Source organism: Terriglobus albidus (assembly GCF_008000815.1).
GTDB classification, from domain to species: domain Bacteria; phylum Acidobacteriota; class Terriglobia; order Terriglobales; family Acidobacteriaceae; genus Terriglobus; species Terriglobus albidus_A.
In genome coordinates this window covers 4636525-4658712 of the sequence record NZ_CP042806.1, presented here as the reverse complement: position 1 = coordinate 4658712, position 22188 = coordinate 4636525, and the positions used below count along the sequence as shown (strand labels likewise).

Annotated in this window: 17 protein-coding genes, 1 tRNA gene and 1 pseudogene; 12 read left to right on the top strand and 7 right to left on the bottom strand. The window is 58.0% G+C overall.

Annotated features, from left to right (window positions below):
• Positions 1-152: 152 nt before the first annotated feature.
• Positions 153-3539, top strand: coding sequence for a carboxypeptidase regulatory-like domain-containing protein (locus tag FTW19_RS18620; RefSeq protein WP_246153387.1), 3387 nt, complete (start codon positions 153-155; stop codon positions 3537-3539).
• Positions 3540-3633: 94 nt separating this feature from the next.
• Entirely contained in the window at positions 3634-4401 is a 768-nt protein-coding gene (locus tag FTW19_RS18615) for a glycerophosphodiester phosphodiesterase (protein WP_246153386.1), read from the top strand.
• A gap of 60 nt (positions 4402-4461) precedes the next feature.
• On the opposite strand, the gene FTW19_RS18610 is transcribed toward FTW19_RS18615, so the two are convergent.
• Both FTW19_RS18610 and FTW19_RS18605 read right to left on the bottom strand, forming a co-directional pair.
• On the bottom strand, positions 4462-5580 hold the full coding sequence (locus FTW19_RS18610; RefSeq protein ID WP_147649085.1) for a hypothetical protein: 1119 nt from the start codon (positions 5578-5580) through the stop codon (positions 4462-4464).
• A gap of 533 nt (positions 5581-6113) precedes the next feature.
• The gene (locus FTW19_RS18605) at positions 6114-7811 is read right to left on the bottom strand and encodes an MFS transporter (protein ID WP_147649084.1); all 1698 of its coding nucleotides are present in this window, start codon (positions 7809-7811) and stop codon (positions 6114-6116) included.
• Between the two features lie 190 nt (positions 7812-8001).
• Between FTW19_RS18605 and FTW19_RS18600 the strand changes: the two genes are divergently transcribed.
• Genes FTW19_RS18600 through FTW19_RS18590 form a run of 3 tightly spaced genes read left to right on the top strand, consistent with a single transcriptional unit; the run spans position 8002 to position 11051 of the window.
• Positions 8002-9048, top strand: coding sequence for an SIS domain-containing protein (locus FTW19_RS18600; RefSeq protein WP_147649083.1), 1047 nt, complete (start codon positions 8002-8004; stop codon positions 9046-9048).
• 2 nt (positions 9049-9050) lie between these two features.
• Entirely contained in the window at positions 9051-9989 is a 939-nt protein-coding gene (locus tag FTW19_RS18595) for a carbohydrate kinase family protein (RefSeq protein ID WP_147649082.1), read from the top strand.
• Positions 9990-10004: 15 nt separating this feature from the next.
• A complete protein-coding gene (locus FTW19_RS18590; protein ID WP_147649081.1) occupies positions 10005-11051 on the top strand; it encodes an amidohydrolase family protein in 1047 nt (348 codons plus the stop codon).
• A 110-nt stretch (positions 11052-11161) separates the two neighbouring features.
• Here FTW19_RS18590 and agaR read toward each other — a convergent pair whose 3' ends face one another.
• Complete coding sequence (gene agaR, locus FTW19_RS18585; protein WP_246153385.1) at positions 11162-11953, bottom strand: transcriptional repressor AgaR; 792 nt, start codon at positions 11951-11953, stop codon at positions 11162-11164.
• A 317-nt stretch (positions 11954-12270) separates the two neighbouring features.
• Between agaR and FTW19_RS18580 the strand changes: the two genes are divergently transcribed.
• Complete coding sequence (locus FTW19_RS18580; RefSeq protein WP_246153384.1) at positions 12271-13215, top strand: carboxypeptidase-like regulatory domain-containing protein; 945 nt, start codon at positions 12271-12273, stop codon at positions 13213-13215.
• Between the two features lie 84 nt (positions 13216-13299).
• Positions 13300-13773 (top strand): DinB family protein, encoded by a 474-nt coding sequence (locus FTW19_RS18575; protein ID WP_147649079.1) that lies wholly within the window; start codon positions 13300-13302, stop codon positions 13771-13773.
• Between the two features lie 209 nt (positions 13774-13982).
• On the opposite strand, the gene FTW19_RS18570 is transcribed toward FTW19_RS18575, so the two are convergent.
• Positions 13983-14059: transfer RNA gene (locus tag FTW19_RS18570), tRNA-Met, on the bottom strand.
• 133 nt (positions 14060-14192) lie between these two features.
• Here FTW19_RS18570 and FTW19_RS18565 point away from each other — a divergent pair.
• From FTW19_RS18565 to lysA, 4 genes are all read left to right on the top strand, one after another.
• Positions 14193-14723: a hypothetical protein gene (locus FTW19_RS18565; protein WP_147649078.1), complete on the top strand. Its 531-nt coding sequence runs from the start codon at positions 14193-14195 to the stop codon at positions 14721-14723.
• A 139-nt stretch (positions 14724-14862) separates the two neighbouring features.
• Complete coding sequence (locus FTW19_RS18560; RefSeq protein ID WP_147649077.1) at positions 14863-16245, top strand: polymer-forming cytoskeletal protein; 1383 nt, start codon at positions 14863-14865, stop codon at positions 16243-16245.
• Positions 16246-16368: 123 nt separating this feature from the next.
• Complete coding sequence (locus FTW19_RS18555) at positions 16369-16701, top strand: PspC domain-containing protein (protein WP_147650731.1); 333 nt, start codon at positions 16369-16371, stop codon at positions 16699-16701.
• A 5-nt stretch (positions 16702-16706) separates the two neighbouring features.
• Positions 16707-18023 (top strand): diaminopimelate decarboxylase, encoded by a 1317-nt coding sequence (lysA, locus tag FTW19_RS18550; RefSeq protein ID WP_147650730.1) that lies wholly within the window; start codon positions 16707-16709, stop codon positions 18021-18023.
• 94 nt (positions 18024-18117) lie between these two features.
• Here the strand turns inward: lysA and FTW19_RS18545 are convergent.
• Positions 18118-19521 (bottom strand): annotated as a pseudogene (locus FTW19_RS18545) (APC family permease).
• A gap of 164 nt (positions 19522-19685) precedes the next feature.
• Between FTW19_RS18545 and FTW19_RS18540 the strand changes: the two are divergent.
• Positions 19686-20714, top strand: a complete 1029-nt coding sequence (locus FTW19_RS18540) for a metallophosphoesterase (RefSeq protein ID WP_147649076.1) — start codon at positions 19686-19688, stop codon at positions 20712-20714.
• Between the two features lie 88 nt (positions 20715-20802).
• On the opposite strand, the gene FTW19_RS18535 is transcribed toward FTW19_RS18540, so the two are convergent.
• Together FTW19_RS18535 and FTW19_RS18530 are read right to left on the bottom strand one after the other, a co-directional pair.
• Positions 20803-21438, bottom strand: a complete 636-nt coding sequence (locus tag FTW19_RS18535) for a LysE family translocator (protein WP_147649075.1) — start codon at positions 21436-21438, stop codon at positions 20803-20805.
• A gap of 18 nt (positions 21439-21456) precedes the next feature.
• On the bottom strand, positions 21457-22092 hold the full coding sequence (locus FTW19_RS18530) for a LysE family transporter (protein WP_147649074.1): 636 nt from the start codon (positions 22090-22092) through the stop codon (positions 21457-21459).
• Positions 22093-22188 lie beyond the last annotated feature (96 nt).

The following is a 22188-nucleotide window of genomic DNA, read 5'->3' as shown; positions in this document are numbered from 1 at the left end:
GAGAGCAGCGGGCCTTCTCCACGTTTCGCCTGCGATGACGAACACCGAAAGTTTCTGGAGACTTTATGAACCGCACCATCTCTTTCTCCCATGTACTAGAGCATTTTCCCTGTTGCTGGGTATCCCGGAAGGGGCGTGCAGCGGCGTTTTCATTGCGGAAAACGCCCATAGACGCGGAAGCCCTACTTCACACTTACAGGAAAAATACTCTCGCCAGCCTGCGCCGCTCCAGAGGAGACGGCAGGAGATCAGGGCTGCTCTTCGCCGCAGTCGTGCTGTGTTGCACGCTGTTGTCGAGTGGGCCTGTCTTCGCGCAGACCTTCTATGCCTCGATCAGCGGCCTTGTTAAGGATGCGGATGGAGCCGTGATTCCCGACGTCGCCGTCACTGTGCATGAGAACAGCACGGCAACGGACTACAAGACGGTAACGAACAAGTCCGGAGCCTATCGTGTCTCCTTCTTGAAGCCGGGCAGCTATACGGTCCGCTTTGAGAGGAGCGGCTTTGCCCAGTACGTGACGAACGCTCAAAACCTGGTGTTGAACCAGGAACTTGTCGTCGACACGGTGCTCAAGCCCGGTGCCACCTCTGAAGTTGTCACGGTCACCGGCGATTCCAACACGCTGAATACCGTGAACGCGCAGATCGGCGGCGAGCTCAGCGGGCAGGAACTGGTCGATCTGCCGGAGACGACTGGAAGCAAGGGCGCGAATGAGTTTCTGATTACCAAGACCTTCGCGGGCGCCTCCAGTACCAGCCAGGACTACTCCAATGTGAATAACCTTTCGCTGGGTGGTGGCAGGCCGGTCTCGAATCCCATCATCATCGATGGCCTGCCCAGCAACATGGGCGTCGATGGCACCTATGGTCTGATTCCTACGCCCGACTCAACAGAAGAGTTGCAGGTACTGACGTCGCCGTTCTCAGCGCAATACGGTCAGACGGGCGGCGGCGCTATTCTTACGACCACGAAGTCCGGAACGGACAAGTTCCATGGTTCGGCCTTTGAGTCCTATAGCTCGCAGGCGCTGAATGCGCGCGGCTACTTTACGGCTCCAAACGCGGTGATTCCGGCGCAATCGTTCAACTACTTTGGCGGCTCGCTGGGCGGACCGGTATGGATTCCGCGGATCTTTGACGGACGCAAGCATCGCCTCTACTTCTTTACGGACTGGGAAAATACGTTGAATAACTCAGCCAGCACGTTGAACACCAATGTGCCCACCGTGGAAGAGCGTAGTGGTGATTTCTCCGGACCTTCCGCACTGGGCGGCGCTACACCTACTGTCTACGATCCGAACACGACAGTGGTTACGAACGGCAAGATCAGCAGGACCGCGTTCAAGGGCAATATCATTCCCACCAATCGGCTTGATCCCGTGGGTATGAGCATCCTCTCCTTCTTTCCCCAGCCAAACTGCAGCTATACCGTCGGTGCCGTGACCAACAACTACTGCGTCAATCCGGTGGCGCACAGCAGCTATCTCTACAACGCCGATCGTGTCGACTTCAACGCCTCGGACTATGACCACATCTGGGCAAAGTTCTCGCGTGACGGCCCGACCAACCAGCCGGTCCAGTTCATTCCAAATGCGGCGAATACTTCAGCAGTAAACGGTTGGGTTGACGATCACTATGAGATGTCCTGGAGCCACATCTTCTCTCCGCGTATCTCGAACGAGGCTCGTATCGGCTACGTCTCGGAAGAGAACTTCAGCCGGCCTCAGCCGGCCCCCGCTGAGATTGGTCTGAAGGGTGTGCCGCTGACGCAGTTTCCCAGCATCTCCACGACGCAGTTCGCCAGCTTTGGCGCGGGTTCTTACGCCAAGACGAGGGACGGTCACATCATTGTGAACGATGCTGTGGCGCTGCAGCTTGGCCGTCACACCCTCTCGATCGGCGGCGAGGTCATGCGTTACGCCTATAGCTACTACACACCCGGAGTCCTGTCCGGCAGCTATGGGTTCACGGGAACCTTTAGCACGGCGAATGGCCAGTCCGGTCTGGGGATTACCGATCTCGAACTCGGTCTGCCTGCAAGCGCAAGCATCAGCACAACCAACACGATCTTCCACGAGAATCTCAACTACTTCACCGGCTATATCCAGGACGACTACCGGCTCTCAGAGAAGCTGACCATCAACCTCGGCCTTCGCTATGAGTTTGACGGTCCGTTCTCTGAGAAGCACAACAACATGTACACGTTCAATCCAAACATCACCGATCCCACCACCAACAAGCTTGGCGGTATCCAGTTTGCGGGATATAACGGTGCTCCTCATAGCCTGATCCCGAATATTTATACGGGCATTCTGCCGCGCGCAGGCTTCAACTACCGGCTCTTCCGCAAGACCGTGGTTCGTGGCGGATACGGTATCTATCAACTGCCCAGCATTGGTTTTGGCACGGCAGGGCTTACCTCGGCTTCGACGGTCGCAGTCAGCTTCCAGAGCTCCAATCCGGGCGTGACCGCACCCTTCCAATTGAGCCAGGGTGTTCCTCCCTATAGCCCGAACGCTGATGCGAATGGAAACCCGTTGATTCCAACCAGCCTGACCAAGCCTTCGTTCAGTCCGACACAACTACCTCAGACCGCTGTGCTGCCCTATCTGCAGGAGTGGCAGTTCGGCGTCGAGCATGACCTGGGTCATGACTGGATCGCAGAGGTCGACTACGCCGGCAATCACGGCGTGCATCTGCCGATCAGCGTGCCCATCAATCAGATTCAGCCGTCCGCAAACTGCTGCTTCGGATTGAGCACGGCGCAAAGTCTGCGTCCTTACCCGCAGTTCCTGACGGTAACAGCGCTGAAAAACGGAGGCGCTACCTCCTATGCCGCCATGTATGCGACGCTGAGCCATCGCTGGAGCAACGGTGTCTCTGTGCGCGCTGCCTACACCTGGGCGCGTTCGCTGGACGACGTGGATGGACCTTCGCGTGCGAATGCCGTGGGAGTACAGAACTATTACAATCTGCGGGCGCAGTGGGGAACGGCAATGAACAATATCCCTCAGCGCTTCTCGCTGTCGACGGTCTATGCACCTCCGTTTGGCGCGGGAGGCAAGTACCTGCAGAATGTCCCGGTACTTTCACAGGTGATCGGTCATTGGAAGGTAAGCACGGTGGCTCAGTTCCAGAAGGGCTATCCGTACTTCATTACGCAGGCAAACCAGTTGGGCATCTTCTCCGGCGCCCAGTATGTCACCAAGGTTGGCGATCCGAACATCTCGCGAGGTTCGCGCACCGTTCAGAAGTGGTTCAATACCTCCGCCTTTGCCCTCACTCCGCCGAATACGCTGGGTAACTCGCCGCGTGCGGCGCTCTATGGTCCGGGCCAGAATGTATGGGACCTGAGCGTGATGCGGGAGATACCTCTACGAGAACGTGTCGTGTTCGCACTTCGTGTAGACGCGCATAACGCCTTCAATCATCCGCAGTTCTCTGGACTTGGCACTAACATCAGCAACGCGAACTTCGGTCAGGTAACGGGAGCACAGGATCCGCGTTCGCTGCTGATCGTCGGCCGCCTGCGCTTTTGAAGAAGACAAATCATCAGTTATGAAAAAGGATTGTGTAAGAACGATGCATACATCATTGGGAAAACTTCTTCTTTGCTGTATCTCCCTTAGTGGAATGGCTGCGGCTCAAACGGCATGGCAGCCACTGGAGAGTGACGGCAAGATCCGGGTGATCGCTCATCGCGGGGAACACCTGCATCATCCCGAAAATACCCTGGCTGCGTTTCAGGCTGCCATCGATGTGGGTGCGGACTACTTTGAGCTGGATGTCCGTACCACCTCGGACGGCAAGCTGGTACTCATGCACGACAGCACGCTTGACCGTACGACGAATGGAACAGGAGAGGTGCACAAGCATACCTTCGACGAGATCCGCGCACTGGATGCGGGCTCGAAGTTCTCACCTGCGTTTGCGGGAACCAAGGTTCCAACGTTCGAGGAGGCCCTTGATCTTGCCCATGGAAAGATCAACATCTACGTCGATACAAAGTACGCCGATCCGCAGCAACTGGTGGATACGATCGTGAAACACGACATGCAGGATCACGTCGTGATCTATGGCAATCCGTTTTTTCTGTATGACGTGCGCAAGATCCGCCCCTCGCTGAAGGTCATGCCGGAGGCTATTACATCGGATATCTGCAAATTCCTTGTCCGCGGTCTGCAACCGCAGGTCATTGCCTTCGACGCCAATGACTTCAAGGACCCTGTGATCGACTGCGCAAAGGCCGCACACGCCAGCATCTTCGTGGACCGCTTGGGCGATGCGGATACGCCTGAGGTCTGGCAGAAAGCTCTCGATCTGGGGGCAGCGGGTATCCAGACAAATCGTCCGGCGGAGCTGGCCGACTGGCTGCGCCAACATAAACTCGCTACGCACTAACGCGGTTGAAAGGATAGGCGCGTGCGAGAGCACGCGCCTTCCAGCAAGAAATAACAGGAGTTAGAAGCCTTTTCCGCGGAAGAGGAAGATCAGCTCCACAACCAGGATGATGACAACGGTCAGTTCGAGCAGGAAGGCGCGGCTCTGATTGAATTGATCGACCATGTATCGGTAGAGATCTTCGGCGACATGGACCTTCGCCGTGACGATATTCCGGTAATCCGATACACCGACCCTCGTAGCAGCCAGTCGATACAGACGTGCGGCAAACATATCGCTTAGGAACTTGATGGCGTTATCGACCCGTTCGGTCAGCTCAGAGACTTCCAGCAGCGTTGTCTGCAGCCGGGTGGCGGAACCAGCCAGTCTCCATCGAGCGAAGGTTCCGGTCTTTTTCTCGAGCTGCTTGTAAACCCCTGCCAGTTCCTGCGTGAGCAACTCATCGTAGTAGCGAAGCTCCAGTAACTGGGAATTGGCATACTCCAACAGTTGAACCGCGTCCTTCGCTCCTGCTGTCGTGTCGTACAGGAATGCAGCGTTCCAGCCAACCACCGCCAGGTCGGTGGTGTAGTAGGAGATCTGCGACCGTAACACCTCTGTGACCTCGCCCTCGGAGAGCTCACCACTATCACCGCGTACGACCTGGGCGATCCGAGGACCATGCTGGGAGAGCATCTGCGCCGCGTTCCAGACTCCGGAGACGTTCCGGGTGTGGAAGATGACATACTCTTCACTCAGGTAACGCTTGTATGGCTTGATCATGCAGGTTGTCGCTCGTGCGACCTTCTCATGCACAATGCGCTCGGCATGGGCCGCGAGGTCTACTTCCCACATCCAGTGGGCAGTCTGCCTGATGAGTGAGGACCAGTCACCACGGAACGGCAGGTGTATCAGGACACTGAGGACGCCGTAATCGTAGTATTTGACCTCACCGCTAAGCTTTCCTTCGCCCGGGAACAGCACGTCTTCGAACGGTTCAACCAGAGGCGGCCTTTCATATCTCCCATAGACGGGTGCAGATGGCCGCGTGCCGGACTGAGAAACCGTAGGAATGCCAAGAGCCTGGGCTAACTGGTCGATCTGAATCTCTTCGCAGACGTCGAACTGAACCACCAGCAGCAGCGTGCCCGTCAGTGATGGATCCAGCTCTGGCGCGTTTTGCGTGCTGATTTCAGACATGCGGCTCGACCCCTTCCAGCTAGCCTGTGATCGAGATGGCACAGGGCTGTGCCTCGAGATTGCACAGCGGCTTCGAGAAGATAGCATAGCGCTGCCAAAGCAGGATTGCTTGTGAGGTGCATAGCAGGTTTGATCGGCTGCAATGTGTGAGACAAAGCCACAAGAGAAAAGGGCTGCGACGGAAGGCAGTCATCCGTTTGGTTGGCTTGTGTTCACCGAGTCAGTCAAGGTGGATCACTGCCATCGCAGCCCTTGGGTGAGCACTATTCTCATAGTCCCAGGCCTCGACAGCATCTCGAGGACGCGGTCGATTTTTTCGGGTCTGGGCGTCCTCCGGGTTACCCCGGCCGGCGGTTCACTCGGTCTATTTCGGGGTCGCTGAGGTGTTGCACCCGCAATCCCTTTTCGACCATCGATAGCGGTACTGTATCGAGTTCTGGTACTTCGATCTGTGATGCGGGTCACAACTGTTTGCCAATCAAGAAGGGCCGGCATCTTGCCGGCCCTTCTGTGTTCTGAGACGCTGCTGTGGGTTATCTGGCTGTCTCAGGCATCTCGGAATGCTTCTCTCTGGCGAAGATGGCCTCTATCTCTTCGAGGGTTCTTCCTTTGGTTTCCGGCAGGAAGAACGTGGCAGTCAGGAAGTAGACCAGGCTGCAGGCGGCCCAGAAGTAGAACATGGCCGCGTAGCCGTGTGAAGAGACGACCGGCAGGAAGACGCCGGCGATCGTAGTGGAAACGCCCTGATTGATGAGCAGCGCAATGCCCATCCCAACAGAGCGAATGCGGGTCGGCATCAATTCGGAGAGAGCCAGCCAAACGACGACTCCTGGACCGACGGCATAGCCGGCGATAAAGAAGGCCAGACTAAGAGCGATCAGCCACGCAGTCTGGCGCGAGGGCAGGGGAGCGACGAAGGCGCGGGTGATCTTCAGCGGTGCGTTGGGCTTAGCTTTTTCGGGTGCGACCTGCAGCGCTTCCTTGTCGTTTGCGCTCAGGGTGGCGATCTTCTCGCCGTCGCCGTAGTTGTAGAGCACCGTCAGACTGCTGTCTCCGCCTTGATCGCGGACGAACTCAGGGGTGACGCTGAGATGGTTGCCCTGCACGAGCGTGCGCACCTGATCGGCGACTTCAATACGCTTCGCCTCAGAAATCCGGAACAGCGATCCGCCAATTCCGAGTGCCAGTACGATGCAACCGGTTCCGAGCATCAGGAGGAATTTGCGGCCCTTCCGGTCTACCAGCGCTACGGCGATCACGGTCGTCAGACAGTTAAGCAGCTTTACAGCGAAATCGCCACGCGTAGCTTCGGTGGCTGTCATCCCTGCCTGCTTCAGGATGACGGAGAGATATCCAAGCACGGAGTTGATGCCGGTTCCCTGATTGCAGCCAAGGATGACGCAGGCAAGAACGAAGGGAACGATGTACCTGCGCTGGAGCAGAGACCCCGCGAAGGCGGGTTTGGACGACGACCCGGACTGCGGCGCTACCACCGAGTCCATCTCGAGCAGTTCGCGCTCCGCTTCTGCGGGAGAGACGATCTTTTCCAGCGCGGTTCGTGCCTCTTCGCGGCGGCCGCGGCGGTGCAGCCACCGCGGCGACTCGCTGACAAAGAAAGTGCTCAGCAGGTAGAGGGTCCCGGGATAAATGACGGACAGGAACATGCCGCGCCAGGCATGGTCCTGTGCCGCGCGAATGATGGAGGAGTTGCCATTGGCGGCGGCGATAAGTTGCTCAGCGCCACGACTGTAATACACGCCGATGCCGGCCGCGACGACGATCCCGAGAGTCAGCAGGAATTGAAAGATGGCTGAACCACGTCCGCGCGTGGAGGGAGGAAGGCTCTCAGCCAGGTGCAGCGGAATGACGACGCCGATAATGCCGCCACTGAGGCCCTGCAGAATGCGGCCGAAGAGCAGCGGCCAGAACCCCTGCGACAAAACGATGAGCACGATGCTCAGAACAAAGAGCACGCCGCTGACGATGATCATCTTTTTACGGCCGAACCAGTCGGCCATGAAGCCGGCGATCAGCGAGGACAACGTGCTTCCGCCAAGGACGGCAGCTACCAGGATGGAAGTTTGGCTAACGGTGAGATCTACTGTCTTTTCCAGGTACAGCAACGCGCCCGAGATGATGCCAACATCAATGCCGTACAAAAGCCCGCCAAGGCCGGCAACGGACAACAAAAGATAGGTGTAAAAAGCTGTCGTGGAATTAGAACGACCCATAGACTCTCCGGCTGACGTAATTGAACAAAGAATGTTGTCTGGCTGCGCTGCCTTCCTGAATCTCCGGGTGGCAAGTCGCGTGTTTCGTTTTATTACTTAATGTTTCTTTTGATGCTAGCATCGTTGGAGTGTCTGGCCAGCCTCGCCGTATCTTAGGCACTGGCCCGTTGTTCTGAAGGAGTTCCTTTGCATGCCGTTCAAGATTCAAACACTTACTGAAATCTATGGCCAGCCAAAAGTGTGGCGCGACTGCCTGCAGGCCCTGGCCGCTGCTGATCTGCGTGCGTTGGTGCAAGGGTGCGAGCCTGAGAAGAAGGAATGGGTCTTTGTCGGCTGCGGAACCAGTTTCTATCTCGCCCAGGCGGCGGCCGCGAGTGTGACCTCGCTGCTCGGTGTCCCGGCTCGGGCGGTGCCGGCTTCTGAGATTCTGCTCTTTCCAGCGCTGACGTTGCCGCAGGATGCCTCCCGTTATTTCCCCATTCTGATCTCACGCTCGGGACATACCTCTGAAGTATTGCAGGTTGCTGCTCTGTTACAGAGCAAAGCTGTCGATTTTCTTGCTGTAACCTGCGACGGTCGCGAGCTGGAGCAGATGACACCGCGCGTGCTGAAGTTTCCGGTCGTGGAAGAGAGCACGGTGATGACCGCATCGTTCACCTCCATGGTGCTCGGCCTTCAATATCTGGCCGCGGTCCTGGCAGGGGACGAAGCCTTTCTCTTTGCTCTCCGTGCGCTACCTGATCACCTCGAGCGCCTTCTGGAGGTCTATGGGCCGCAGGTGGAGGCCTTCGCCAAGGCTCCGGTTGAAGACTTTGCCTTCCTGGGGCAGGGGCCGCTTTATGCCATTGCCCAGGAGACTGCGTTGAAGGTGATGGAGTCCTCGTCCAGCTACGCCCAGTTCTTCCATTCACTCGAGTTCCGCCACGGACCGAAGTCCATTGTCGGGCCAGACACAGTTGTTACTGCCCTGCTCTCTGAGTCGGCCTTCGATGCAGAAGTTGCCGTGCTTCGTGAGATGAAGGAGCTTGGCAGCCGCACACTGGCGATTGCAAACCTGGCCACGCCGGATCTGCGGCAGTTTGCCGACCTGGTCATAGAACTCGATCTGCCCGTGCCCGAGCTGGCACGCATTATCGTGTATGTGGTGTGGGGACAGTTGCTGGGCAGCTATCGCGGCCTGGCAAAGGGCCTGAATCCCGATAACCCACGCAACCTCAGCCGTGTCGTGACTCTTTAAAGATGCCTGCGCTCGACCTCGTCGTTCTCGGTGAAACCAACCTCGACCTGATTCTGTATGGTCTCGAGGAAGAGCTGCCTATCGAGCGGGAGGTACTGGCGAAAGACTTCCGTATGACTCTTGGTGGCTCTTCCTCCATCCTGGCGCATAACCTCGCCGCGCTGGGCTGCCGGGTGGGCTTTATCACCAAGGTCGGAGGTGATCCGCTGGGCGCCATCGCGCTCGAACGGCTACATGAAGTTGGTGTCGACCTGCCACTCGGTGTCGTGCATGCGCAATCGCAGACGGGAGTGACGATTCTGCTGCATCATGGCGCCACGCGGCGCATCCTTACCTATCCCGGAGTGATGGCGGAGCTTACGGTTGCGGAGATTGATCGGGAGTATCTTCGCCAGGCGAAACACCTGCACATCTCTTCTCTGTTTCTGCAGCGCGGTCTGCATGCCGGGCTGCCCGAGCTTTGCCGCGATCTGCGCGCCTCGGGTTGCACGGTTTCGCTCGATACTAACGACGACCCGGATGATCAATGGGGCAGCATTCTGGACAGTATGCTCGACGCCATCGATTTGCTGTTGCCGAACGACGATGAGGCTCTCCGCATGACCCGCTGCGACAATCTCGATGAGGCGATCGACCGCCTCGCGCGGCGCGTGCCAGTGGTTGCCGTCAAGCAGGGGCGCTCAGGCTCGGTCGTGCGGCAGGGAAGTCAGTGTTGGCACATTCCGGCGATATCCGTAGCCGCGGTGGATACGATCGGTGCAGGGGACAGCTTCAATGCAGGTTTTCTGAAAGCCTTTCTGGCAGAGGAACCGTTGCCGATCTGTGCGGCGATGGGGAATGTCGCCGCAGCGCTCTCGACGCAGCGTCCCGGTGGAACTGAGGCCTTTCGCGACACGGAGTTTCGGAAGGCATTTCTGGCGCAGCATATTTCCAGAGCGTGAGAAATCGGAGGAAGCATGGCAGGCAGCGACAAGTTCGTCGATATGGTGAGCGCGGTGGCGCGTGTCGATCTTCCACTGGGTGAGTTTCAGCCGCGATCGTCTCTGGTGACGCCGGTGCGGACGCCGTTGAAGCCGAAGTTTCCGGTCATCGATTATCACAATCACCTCGACTCCATGGAACCTGCCGAGGTATTGCGCATCATGGATGCCTGCGGCGTAGAACGCGTCGTCAACATCACCATGCAGGTCGGCGATCGTGCGATCGCCATGCTCGACAAGTTTCATCGGGCAGCTCCGGATCGATTTGCAAGCATAGGGTGGATGGACTGGCAAGGTGTCGAACGCGACGACTTTGCCCGGATAGCCATTGCTCGTTTGCACCGCCTCGTGGAGCACGGAGCCATCGGTATCAAGTTCTGGAAAGACCTTGGACTCTCCGTACGTGACCGCGAAGGCGAGCTGCTGCGGATCGATGACGAACGTCTGATCCCCATCTTCGAGGAGTGTGGAAAGCTCTGCCTGCCGGTCATGTTCCACACCTCTGATCCAAGTGCTTTCTTCAATCCCATCGATGCGAAGAACGAGCGTTATGAAGAGCTGGCTGCACACCCCGACTGGGGCTTCAGCAACTCACGGTTCAGCAAGCGAGAGCTGCTCGAACAGAGGAACCGTGTAATTGCGCGTCACCCTTCGATCACCTTTGTGGGAGCACACTGTGCTGAGTCCGGCGAAGATCTTGCCTACCTCGCAGAGCAGATGGAGGCGCTGCCGAACCTGATGATCGATATCAGCGCCCGCACACCGGAGCTGGGCCGTCAGCCGTATACGGCCCGCAAATTTTTTCTGAAGTATGCCGATCGCATTCTGTTCGGCACCGATCTGCTGCCGGAGATCGAGATGTACCGGCTGTACTACCGCTTCCTGGAGACGGACGATGAGTACTTCGAGTATCCCTCGCATGCGTCACGGCAGGGACGGTGGAACATCTATGGGCTCTATCTGCCAGACGATGTGCTGAAGAAGATCTATCGCGACAACGCGCTCAAGCTGTTTCCGCAATAGGCGATTCGAGCATTTTCCCTGTAGGTGTAGTGTAGGGATTCGGTATCTCAATGAAAACGCCGCTGCACACCCCTTCCGGGATACCCAGCAACAGGGAAAATGCTCTCGGCTTAGGCGATGATGACTTCAATGCCTAATGCTTTCAGCGCTTCCACATCTTCATCACGGATCTGATCGTCTGTAATCAGGGTGTGGATAGCTGTGGGAGGAACGATCAGCGCCAGGCTGCGGTGCCCGAACTTGGTGGAGTCGCAGACAGCGACGACACGCGTGGCGCATTTGACCATAGCGCGATTCACACGTGACTCAAGCATGTTCGGTGTCATCACGCCGATGGCCGTGTCGAAGCCGTCCACACCGAGGAAGAGAATGTCGGCGTGAACTTCGCGGAACATGTCCTCTGCCTGCGGGCCCACGAGCGAGAAAGAGTTTTTCCGCAAGGTGCCACCAGTGATGATGACCTCGAAGTCCGTCCCGGAGAGTTCGGCGGCGATGTTGACCGCGTTGGTGATCACCGTCAGGTGTGAGAACCGCTTCAACTCCTGCGCGATGGCGGTGGTTGTGGTGCCCGAGTCCAGCAGGACACAGGTGCCTTCTTCCACAAGCGCGGCGGCCGCTTTGGCGATCCGCTGCTTTTCCTTGAACTGTTTTTTTTCTTTCTCGCGGAAGGAGAGATCCTGCAGGATGCTGCCCTGCGGAGGAATGGCACCGCCGTGGGTGCGGCGCACCATGCCCTTGGATTCCAGATAGTCCAGATCTTTGCGAATCGTAATCCGCGAGATGCCCAGAGTGTCAGAGAGCTCTGAGACCAGGACCCGCCCCTCTTGCTGCATCTTGCTGAGGATGTGATGACGGCGCTCATCGATGAGCATTTCATTTCCGTCGGGACTGGTAGGCCTCATTCTTTTCTTCTCGGGCAATGAATCTTCTTCAACTCTCAATTATGAGGGGAAACCCTTGTTTTGGCATGTAATTAGGTCAGGCGACCGCAACTCTTATCCCCACTCCAGGTTTTGCCGTTCAGGAGATGTGAGATTGGATGCAAATTATTTTAAAGAGCCATATGGTGAAATAACCCGCGAAATTGCATAAAACTGCGCTTAAGTCCGCGTCTTTCAGCTCTTTTCCCTCATCTACTGCTAAGACCTTTATGCCCTGTTCGCGACAATTGCTCGTCTTGTTTTTCTGTTTCGCTGCGGTAATCGCACGCGCTCAGCAAATGATTGCTGTTCCAGAGGGGCCGGCGCCCCAGCCCGGCACCGTGGCCGGTGTGGTTATGGATACCGATGGCGCGGCCATTCCGGGAGCGAAGATCACCGTTGTCCGCAACGGTTCGATGGTTGATGGCGTTTCTACCGTCTCAGGAGGAGACGGTGTCTTTTCACTGCCGCGTGTGCCTTCGGGAACTGCGGTGACGTTCAGCGTATCGGTCAATGGATTTTCTCCCTGGACATCGGCGTCTGTGACTCTGACGCCGGGGCAGTATATGGAACTGCCCGAGATCAAGCTTGCGGTCGCAGCGATTGCTACCGAGGTTACTGCGATCTTTCCGGAAGAGCTGGCGAAGGAGCAGGTCAAAGAAGAAGAAAAGCAGCGCGTACTGGGCGTGATCCCGAACTTCTACGTCGTCTATGACCACAATGCGGTTCCAATGACGAGTGCGCTGAAATTCCGCCTGGCGATGAAGGCTTCTACCGACGTTGTTACCTTTGCCGGAGTTGGATTTATCTCTGGCATCTATCAGGCTGCAGACCGTCCTGATTTTCAGCAGGGCGCCAAGGGATACGGTCAGCGATATGGTGCTATTTATGCCGACGGCGTAACTGACATTCTTATCGGCGGCGCTGTCCTGCCGTCGCTGCTGCATCAGGATCCCCGCTATTTCTATCAGGGAACAGGAACAAGGAAGTCCCGCGTGCTGCATGCGCTCTCCAGCCCATTCATCTGCAAGGGCGACAACGGGAAGTGGCAGTTCAACTACTCCTCCATCGGAGGCGATCTCGCCTCGGGCGCGATTTCAAACCTCTACTATCCCGAATCCAATCGCGGTCCCAATCTTGTCTTCAACACCGCACTGACGGCTGCCGGGGGCCGCATGATCAACGCTCTCGCCCAGGAGTTCATCCTGAAGAAGCTCACCTCGGGGAATCACGACAAAAACTAAAAGACAACGAGTAGCTCCATCGTTTCGCATCGTCATGATGATGAAGACATCCAATGGGTAACTCCGCAAAAAGGATGAGGAACGATGGACGAACTTTTTATCAAGGTTGTCATAGCTTCGTGGAAACAGGTTGTCAGCCGTGTGGACCAACGCTTTGCGCCACTTAATGACGAACAGCTTCAGAAGCAGGTTGCCCCGGACAGAAACCGTCTCTTTTATCTGCTCGGCCATCTCACGGCCGTTCATGACCGCATGCTGCCGCTCCTTGGCATTGGGGACAGACTGTACCCTGCGCTCGATGAGGTCTACATCACTAATCCCGATCGCTCGGTTGCCGATCCGCTTCCTGCGGCGGACCTGAAAAAGGCGTGGGGAGAGGTGAACACTGCGCTAATCTCCGCGGTCGAGAAGTTTTCCGCTGACGACTGGTTGAAGAAGCACACCGCAGTCACCGACGAAGACTTCGCCAAAGAACCAACACGGAACCGGCTTGCCGTTTTTCTCAGCCGCACCAACCACGTAGCGTTTCATGCAGGGCAAGTAGTACTGGTGAAGTAGAGCTTTCGGAGAGTTTCTTGATGTGGCGTAAATGACATCAATGATGTCATTTACGCCTATACTTTTTCCTGCGTCTGGAGCGGTGAGTAAGCTAACGGATAGCTTTCCGAAATTGTAAGCAGAAATGACAAGAGCCTCCGGTGCGTGGACGGGAGGCTCTTGCAAACGTAAACGAATGTTACTGCTTCAACGTTCGCGTGATTGTCGATTGGTTGCGGGGGCAGGATTTGAACCTGCGACCTTTGGGTTATGAGCCCAACGAGCTACCGGGCTGCTCCACCCCGCATTCATATGATGCCATCTGGGAGCCATCAGGTCAACTCATCTCAGTTGTGTCTCTAACATCTCCTTTGAGATAGCAAGCATCTATGTCCATCACAGGAGGGCTTTGACTCTGGCCTGGATAAGGTCTATGGGGCATGCGGGCAGATAACCGAATCACGGCTCTGGCGTTGATTTTTTTAAGCGGCGCGGTGGGGCACGCGGAGCCGCGACGCCATCTGGTGTCCCCATCGGAAGCCGAACGTGCGGTTCTTGAAAAGAAGCTTGATCCTGCACTTATGCCGACCGGCGCCAGCCACAGGAATATCGACCCCAAACAGATATTCAAATTGGTCGGGCCACATGATACGGAAGAACTGACGCTCGCAGCGGTCGACTTTGATGTACCCAATCCCAACGCTGGAGTTACGCGGCATACCTGCGGTATCTACGTTGTACCTGCACGGGGGGCCGCGTATTTTCTTGATGGCAGCCTGGATGAAGCAATTCCCGTCCAGTGCAGGAAAGTCGTATCGATACGCCTGGTGAGCAAGGACGCGGAATCCGCTGAGATTATGTTTGTCGGTGAAGCCTCACTGGCCTCCCATTCCTGGCGTCAGGAGTATTTCCTTCGTCGTGCGGAAGACGGGAGCTACAAACTGACTGCCGACTACAAAGACGCCCACTAGAAACTGTAGGTAAGGGCAGAGGCCTTGGGATTTCGGCCAGCGCGCCCGTCAGACACCAGAACTTTCCCCCGGAATTCGCGTCTGATCCAGCAGGGTTAGTGTCGATGATCTTTGGCACTGACGGGGGATAGGGAAGCATATGTATTGGAAGACTTTTACTCACGCAGTCCTCGCTGCCGCCCTGGTTGCGAGTGCATCTGCCCAGGCGAAGAAGAGCACCGTCTCTGACGCGCAGATCCAGGCGGATGTGTTGAAACGGCTTGCAGCAGACGCTTCGCTGCAGAATCAGGACATCCAGGCCTCAGTTGCTTTTGGGACGGTCACACTCACCGGTACGGTGACCGATGATAACGCCCGCCACGCTGCCGAACAGGCCGCGGCACAGACCAGCGGCGTCACCAAGGTTGTGGACGAACTCGCCCTCGGAGCGGTTCCGGCCAACACGGCCGCAGCTCCGAATCCAGAAGATGCCGGCGTGGCGGCTATTGCTGAAGCGCAGAACGAGCCAGGTCAGGCCCAGCCGCAGCAGTATCCCCCCGTTACTGCTGACCAGCAGGCTCAGAACCAGCAGCCAATGGATCCGCAGGCCGCCCCCCCGGCCCAGCCGAATCAGCAAGCCCAGCCGGACCAGCAGCCCCAGTATCCCCAGGCACAGCCGGGATATCCAGCTCCCCGCGGACCGTACCAGCGCCGTGTCTACGGTCCGTATCCGTATCCTGGAGCTCCGCCGCAGCAGGCCCAGGGCAACTACCCTAACCAGCAGCAGCCTTATCAGGGTGGAGGCCAGCAGGCAGGCCGTATGGTCACAGTGCCTGCGGGAACCGTTCTCTCCGTCCGTATCAACCAGCCGCTCGACAGCCACAATGCCCAGCCGGGCATGAGCTTTGACGGAACGGTTGTCGCGGACATCGTCGCCGATGGGGCGATTGCTATCCCGCGCGGAGCCACCGTCCACGGTCAGGTTGCGAATGTGTCGAATGCCGGAACCCTCAAGGGCCGCGGATCGCTCTCGCTGCAACTTACCGGAGTCTCGCTTGGCGGACAGGAGTTCGCACTCGCCTCCGAACCGTGGACACGTAACGGTGGCGACAAGGCCGTCACCAGCGTGAACAGCACCCTTGGCGGAGCAGCTATCGGTGCCATTATCGGTGGCGTTGCCGGCGGCGGAGCCGGAGCAGCTATCGGAGCCGGCGTCGGGGGCGGCGTTGGCCTGGGAGCGGCAGCCGCAACCCCCAGCGGAAACGTCTGGGTTCCTGGAGAGGCTGTACTCAGCTTCCGCGTCTCGCAGCCAGTAACGGTCGCGACCGTTGACCAGCAGGAACTCAACCGCCTGGCCTACGGAGCCGGACCCGCCGGCGGACCGCCGACCATGGGGCCACGTCCTTATGGTTACCCCTACCCCTATCCGTATGCGTATCCCTACGGAGCGGTGGTTGTTGGCGGACCTGGACCGTACTACTACGGCGGCGGCTATTACCGCCCGTACTACCGTCCGTACTATCGCGGTTACTACCGCTACTAAAGGATGCCCTCCCCTGATTCACAAAGCAGAAGGCCCGGCTAATGCCGGGCCTTCTGCTTTGATGGAACGAAGAGAGAGCGTGCAGCGTATGAAACAATGGAATTCTTCCATGGGAGTGTAACCATGTACTGTTCTCGATGCGGAAAGCAAGTAAACGCCGGGGCCAGCTTCTGTTCTGCCTGCGGTGCGTCTGTCGCCTCTTTCGGTGATGTTGCGGCCGCGAACCCGCCCGTCAACTTTGACGGCATTACCCGTCCGCGTGCCAACCGCGTTGTCGCCGGTGTCTGTCTCGGCATCGCCCGCCGCTATGGTTGGGATGTCAGCATGGTCCGCGTGGCCTGGCTGCTTGCCGTCGTCCTCTGTGGCACTGGCGTTGTGGCGTACATCATCCTGTGGATAGCAATTCCAGAAGAAAGTTACGCGCTGCCCGCAGGGCCGCCGACGAGAGTTCCGTGAGCGAAGTGAAGGCCAAGGTAAACGCTGTCTCCCCGAAGTCGACCAACACACAATCCACGAATCAAGCCCGTCCCTTTGCCTACCAGGGGCGTTCGCTCGCCTGCAGCGGCGTCGCCCTGGAGGGTCTCGCCCAGAAGTTTGGAACGCCGCTCTATGTCTACTCCGGCGACCAGATCCTGGAGCGCCGGAACCTCTTCGCCCGTGAGTTTGCCGGCGTCGATCATACGGTCTGCTATGCGGTAAAGGCGAACTCTTCGTTGGCGATTCTCAAGCTGCTGGCACAGTCCGGCACAGGCTTCGATATCGTCTCCGGCGGAGAGCTGGAGCGCGTTTTGCGTGTCTCGAACGATGCCGCCAAGCGCGTGGTCTTCTCCGGTGTTGGGAAGCAGGCCGCCGAGATGGATCTTGCTCTCAAGGCCGGCATCTTGATGTTCAACGTCGAGAGCGAGGCCGAGCTTGAGCTGCTGGCGGAACGAGCCGCGAAGCTGAAGAAGAAGGCGCGGATCGCTCTGCGCGTGAATCCGGATGTTTTTGCAGAGACGCATCCCTACATCTCCACCGGTCTGCGCGAACACAAGTTCGGCATTGACATCCGTATCGCCCGCAAGGTCTATCGCCGTGCTGCAAAGGAGCAATGGCTTGAACCGGTGGGTGTGTCTGTTCACATCGGGTCGCAGATTCGTTCGACGGAGCCATTTGGCGCAGCCCTTGCCCGTGTCGTGGACCTGGTGAAGCAGCTCCGAAAGGATGGTCTCAATATCCGCTACGTCGATGCGGGCGGCGGCCTCGGCATTGAGTACGGCACCGGCAACTTCGATCCTGCGGCCAAGGTGCACGAGTATGCGAATGCGCTGAAGAAGGCTATGGGTGGTCTCGATGTGCATCTGCTGCTCGAACCCGGCCGCTTCTTCGTCGCCCAGGCAGGAACACTGCTTTCGCGTGTGCTCTATACCAAGGTCAACGGCACCAAAACCTTCGTGATTACGGATGCCGCGATGAATGATCTGATCCGTCCGGCGCTTTACCAGGCACACCACGAGATCGTGCCGGTGAAACAGTCGAGTTCGAAGAAGACCATTGTTGCCGACATCGTTGGCCCGGTCTGTGAGTCGGGAGACTTCTTCGCCCGTGATCGTGAGCTGCCCGCGGTCAAGTCTGGAGATTTGGTCGCCCTACTCGATGCCGGAGCGTACGGCATGTCGCTGGCCTCGAACTACAACACCCGCTCTCGCGTCGCCGAAGTGCTGGTCCGTAACGGTAAAGCAAAGCGTATCCGCCGCCGCGAGACGGTGGACGAGATGCTGGCGCAGGAAGTGTTGTAGAACAGTCGTATCTGGGTGTTCATGTCCCCAATGGAGGTGGGCACCCACGAATTTGTTGATACACCCTAAATACCGATCTCGGATTTTACAGAATTTATAGCGTTTCACTTGATGGCGAGATTCCCGCAGGCCGCAACACGCCCAAACGCTTGAGCAGGTAATACAGCGGAACACCGCAGGCGATAATCACCGCTCCGATGCCAGAGTTCCGTGGCTGATCGACGATTGAAAACACCAGCAGCACAATCGCGCATAGTACAAAGACCGCCGGTACCACTGGGTATCCGTTTACCGAATAGGGCCGCGGGGCATCCGGTTCTCGCTTGCGGAAGACAAAGACTGAAGCCGTCACTGCCGCGTAGAACAGCCACTCCGAAAAGATAGCCAGCGAAAACAATCCCTGGAAGGTGTTGATCAGCAGCAGAAGAATGCTGCACAGCACCGCCTGCAAGATCAGCGCAGCGGCCGGCGTTTTGAATCGCGGATGCACCCATGCCAGCCAGCGGAAGAACAGGCCATCGCGCGCCGCCGCGAAGGGGATACGTGCGCCGGTCAATTATGATCCGATAAAGGTGCTTCCGTATCCGACGGCCAGCACGGCAGAGAAGATTGTCGCCGCGATCGGCGGAGCGCTGGTAAGCATGGCGGCTACAGCAGGACGATCGGCATGAGCAATCGCCAGCGCAGGCAGCACGAATTGGATTGCTGCGTTGGTCAGCATGTACAGCACGCCGACGATGGCAACTCCGGCGATAAGAGCGAAGGGCAGTGAACGGCTCGGATTCTTGATCTCGCCCGCGGTGTGCGTGACATCGGACCACCCGTCATAGGCCCACAACGCCGCAATCAAAGCGACCATGAAGCCGGAGAAGCCGCCGCGCGCTCCGCTGAACGAAGTATGGAAGTTGGCAACGCTGCCGTGGCCGCCAAAGAAGCAGATGCCGACAACTCCAAGCACCAGGAAGACCTTCATGATGAGCAGCAGCCGCTGCGTATTTCCCGCTTTGCGCGTGCCAAGAATGTTCAAGCCGGTAATCAGCCAGGTGAAGGCAATGGCGGCAAGCTGTCCCCAAACCACGTGTGGAAAGACCGGCTGGGTGAAGAAGTGGAAGACGGCAAAGTTTCCCAGCACACGTACAACGCCGCTTGCAATCGATGCGATCGACGAGGGCTTTGCGATTGTCACCTGCGTCCACATGAAGACGAAGCCGGTCAGGTCGCCGTAGGCCTCGCGCAGATAGGCGTATTCGCCGCCGTAGCGCGGGCGGGTCGCGGAGATCTCCGCGTAGGTCATGGCTCCGAAGAGTGAGAGGATGCCGCCGACGATCCAGACTACGTACACCATCGCCGAGGAGCCCACGGCCCGCATCATCTCGGACGGTACAAGAAAGATACCTGAGCCGATGATGATGCCGATCACCAGCGCTGTGGCATGCGATGCTTCAAGTACACGAGGCAATTCGGCGTGGACGGCTGGCGGTGCGGTCTGCGATGGCATGGGTTGAAGTGAGGGTAGCACGCCCTCCCGGAGGTTATCGGATCGCCTCAGTTCTCCCTCCGCCTTAAGTGGCACTTAAGGCCTTTCTCTTCCAATGGTGAGATGGGCCAACCGGCAATTTAAAGGTGACGCGCCGGCCGTTTTCTGCGTCTGATGAGGAAGTGATGGGCAAGACTGGTTCCATATCCCGGCGATCGTTTTTAAAGCAGACGGTGGCCTTCTCCGCATTGGCGGCGATCCAGCCGCGCGCCGTCTTTGGCCAGCTTCCGTCACCCGCTCCGGATCGCAATGCCGCCCACATGCTGATGCTCGGCGATTGGGGTACTGATAAGTATCTCGAACAGCAGGTGGCCACGGCCAACGGGATGAAGAGCTACGTCGACGTCCGTCAGATTCACCCGGAGAGCCTGTTTATGCTGGGCGATAACTGGTACGGTACGCTCAGTGACGATTCGCCCCGCTGGCAGAGCCAGTTCGAGCAGATGTATCCCAAGTCGCATTTTCCAGGGCCTGCCTACGCTGTGCTGGGCAACCACGACTACGAGTACAAGATCGGCAACAAGGTTGAGATGGAGCTCCGCTACGCCTCGCGCCACGAGGGAACCCGATGGTACATGCCGTCGCGCTGGTACACCTTTACCTGGCCCCAGGAGAAGCCGATCGTGACCTTCATCTGCCTGGACTCAAACCTGCCGGGAACGAAGAGCGATCCATGGCCATGGTCTTTCACGATGAAACGCGAGCACCGGGACGAGCAGGAGGCATGGTTCAAACAGGAGCTCGCCAAACCGCGCACCACACCCTTCGTCGCCGTCGTCGCGCATCATCCACTTTTCAGCAATGGTATCCATAAGGACAACCATCTGCTGATCAAGCGCTGGGACGACCTGCTACGCGACGCCAAAGTCGATTTTTACCTCACCGGCCACGACCACGACCTGCAACACCTGGAGTTTGCCGGACATCCAACATCGTTTGTCATCTCGGGAGGCGGTGGAGCTGAGCTCGTTGATTGGACGACCGATCCAAAGAAGCGCGGTCCGTGGGGCAGCAAGGTTCTCGGCTTTACGGACTTTGAAGCGAAGGACGACGCCATTATCGTTCGCCTCCTCGACCAGAACGCAAAAGAGCTGCACAGCTTCCGCCGCCATGTCGGCGGAGCGGTCGAAGTGCTGACTCCGTTCGCAGGTTGAACACACTTGCTTTTCGGCACAAAGGCAATGGGTAGGCAATTGCTTCACCTACCCATGCCGTACGTCTTCAACCTTCAACTTGCAACTTTCAACCTTTGCTCGTTGCCGAGTAGATCAGCTTCCCGCCGAACATAAACATCGCCGTACCGGCAGTGCGTTCAATGCCGGTCTTGGCGCGCCGGTATGCTGCCTGTGCCTTCTGGGTGGAGAGCAGCAGCGACAACCCGATGTAGTATCCGGCTTCGTCTACAAAGACGATCGCCAGCACGATGCCGCGCAGCCACAGTGGCCACGAAGGCTGCAGCACCGCCGTGAAGATACTGGCAAAGAAGACAATGACCTTCGGGTTGGCAAGGTTCAACGTAAGCCCGCGTAGAAAGGCAGTACCGGCTGACATATCGGGGGCAGCCGAGATGGCGCCATTCGATGTTTTCGACTTTGCGTGACGCCACGACTGTACGCCGATGTAGCAGAGATATATTCCGCCGGCGAACTGCATGATGCGGTAGAGCCACTCCGCTTTGGCCAGAATGATCTGCACGCCGAAGACAGCAGCCGCGCCCCATAGAAACGCGGCAAAGCCTAATCCAAAGCCATGTGCAGCGGCCACCGGCCGGCGGTGTTGCATGGAGACGCGCATGGTGGCGACAAAGGCGGGTCCGGGCGAGGCGACGGCGAGCAGATGAACGCCGGCCAGTGCAAGCAGTGCGGCAGCATAATGCATGTGTTCCAGTGTACGGAATCAGCTTTCGAGCGCTCGATAGAAGAGCCGCATCGCGAAGAGCAGCAGGGCCGTTCCCGCGACGCGGTCGATGACGGGCTTGGCATGCCGGTAGGCCTGCTGCGCACGACGTGTGGAGAGCAGCAGTGTCAGGCTCGTGTAGTAGGTGAACTCATCGACAAAGACCAGTAGTGCTGCCGCAAACCGTATCCACATCGGCCATTCGGGATGCAACACAGCGGCAAAGACGCTGGCAAAGAAGATCATCACCTTCGGATTTCCCAGGTTGGTCAGCAGACCTCTCCGGAACAGAGCAAATCCGGTGGTGGTTGAACCCAGCTCGAGCGAGGCACGTTGGTGTGCGGGAACGTTGGCATGACGCCACGCATTCACCGCCAGCCACATGAGGTAGACGCCGCCAAAGAGTTGCAGCCCGCGAAAGAGTCCGGGCACGGTCGTCAAAACACTCTGCAAACCCAGCACGGCCGCGAGCGCCCAGACGAAGGCAGCGCCGGCCAACCCCAGAGCATGAAACAGAGCGACTCCGCGCGAGTACTGCGTCGAGGCCCGCAGTGTATTCACAAATGAAGCCCCGGGCGAGGCCATACCGAGAAAATGGATTCCCGCAAACGCGGCAAGCGCAAAGATGTAAGACATGGGGACAGCAAGGACGCTACAGAGTTCCACCAACGATTGGCAAGCGCCAGCCAGCTCTTGTTATAAGGCAGGCAAGCATTTCATCTAACCACTGCC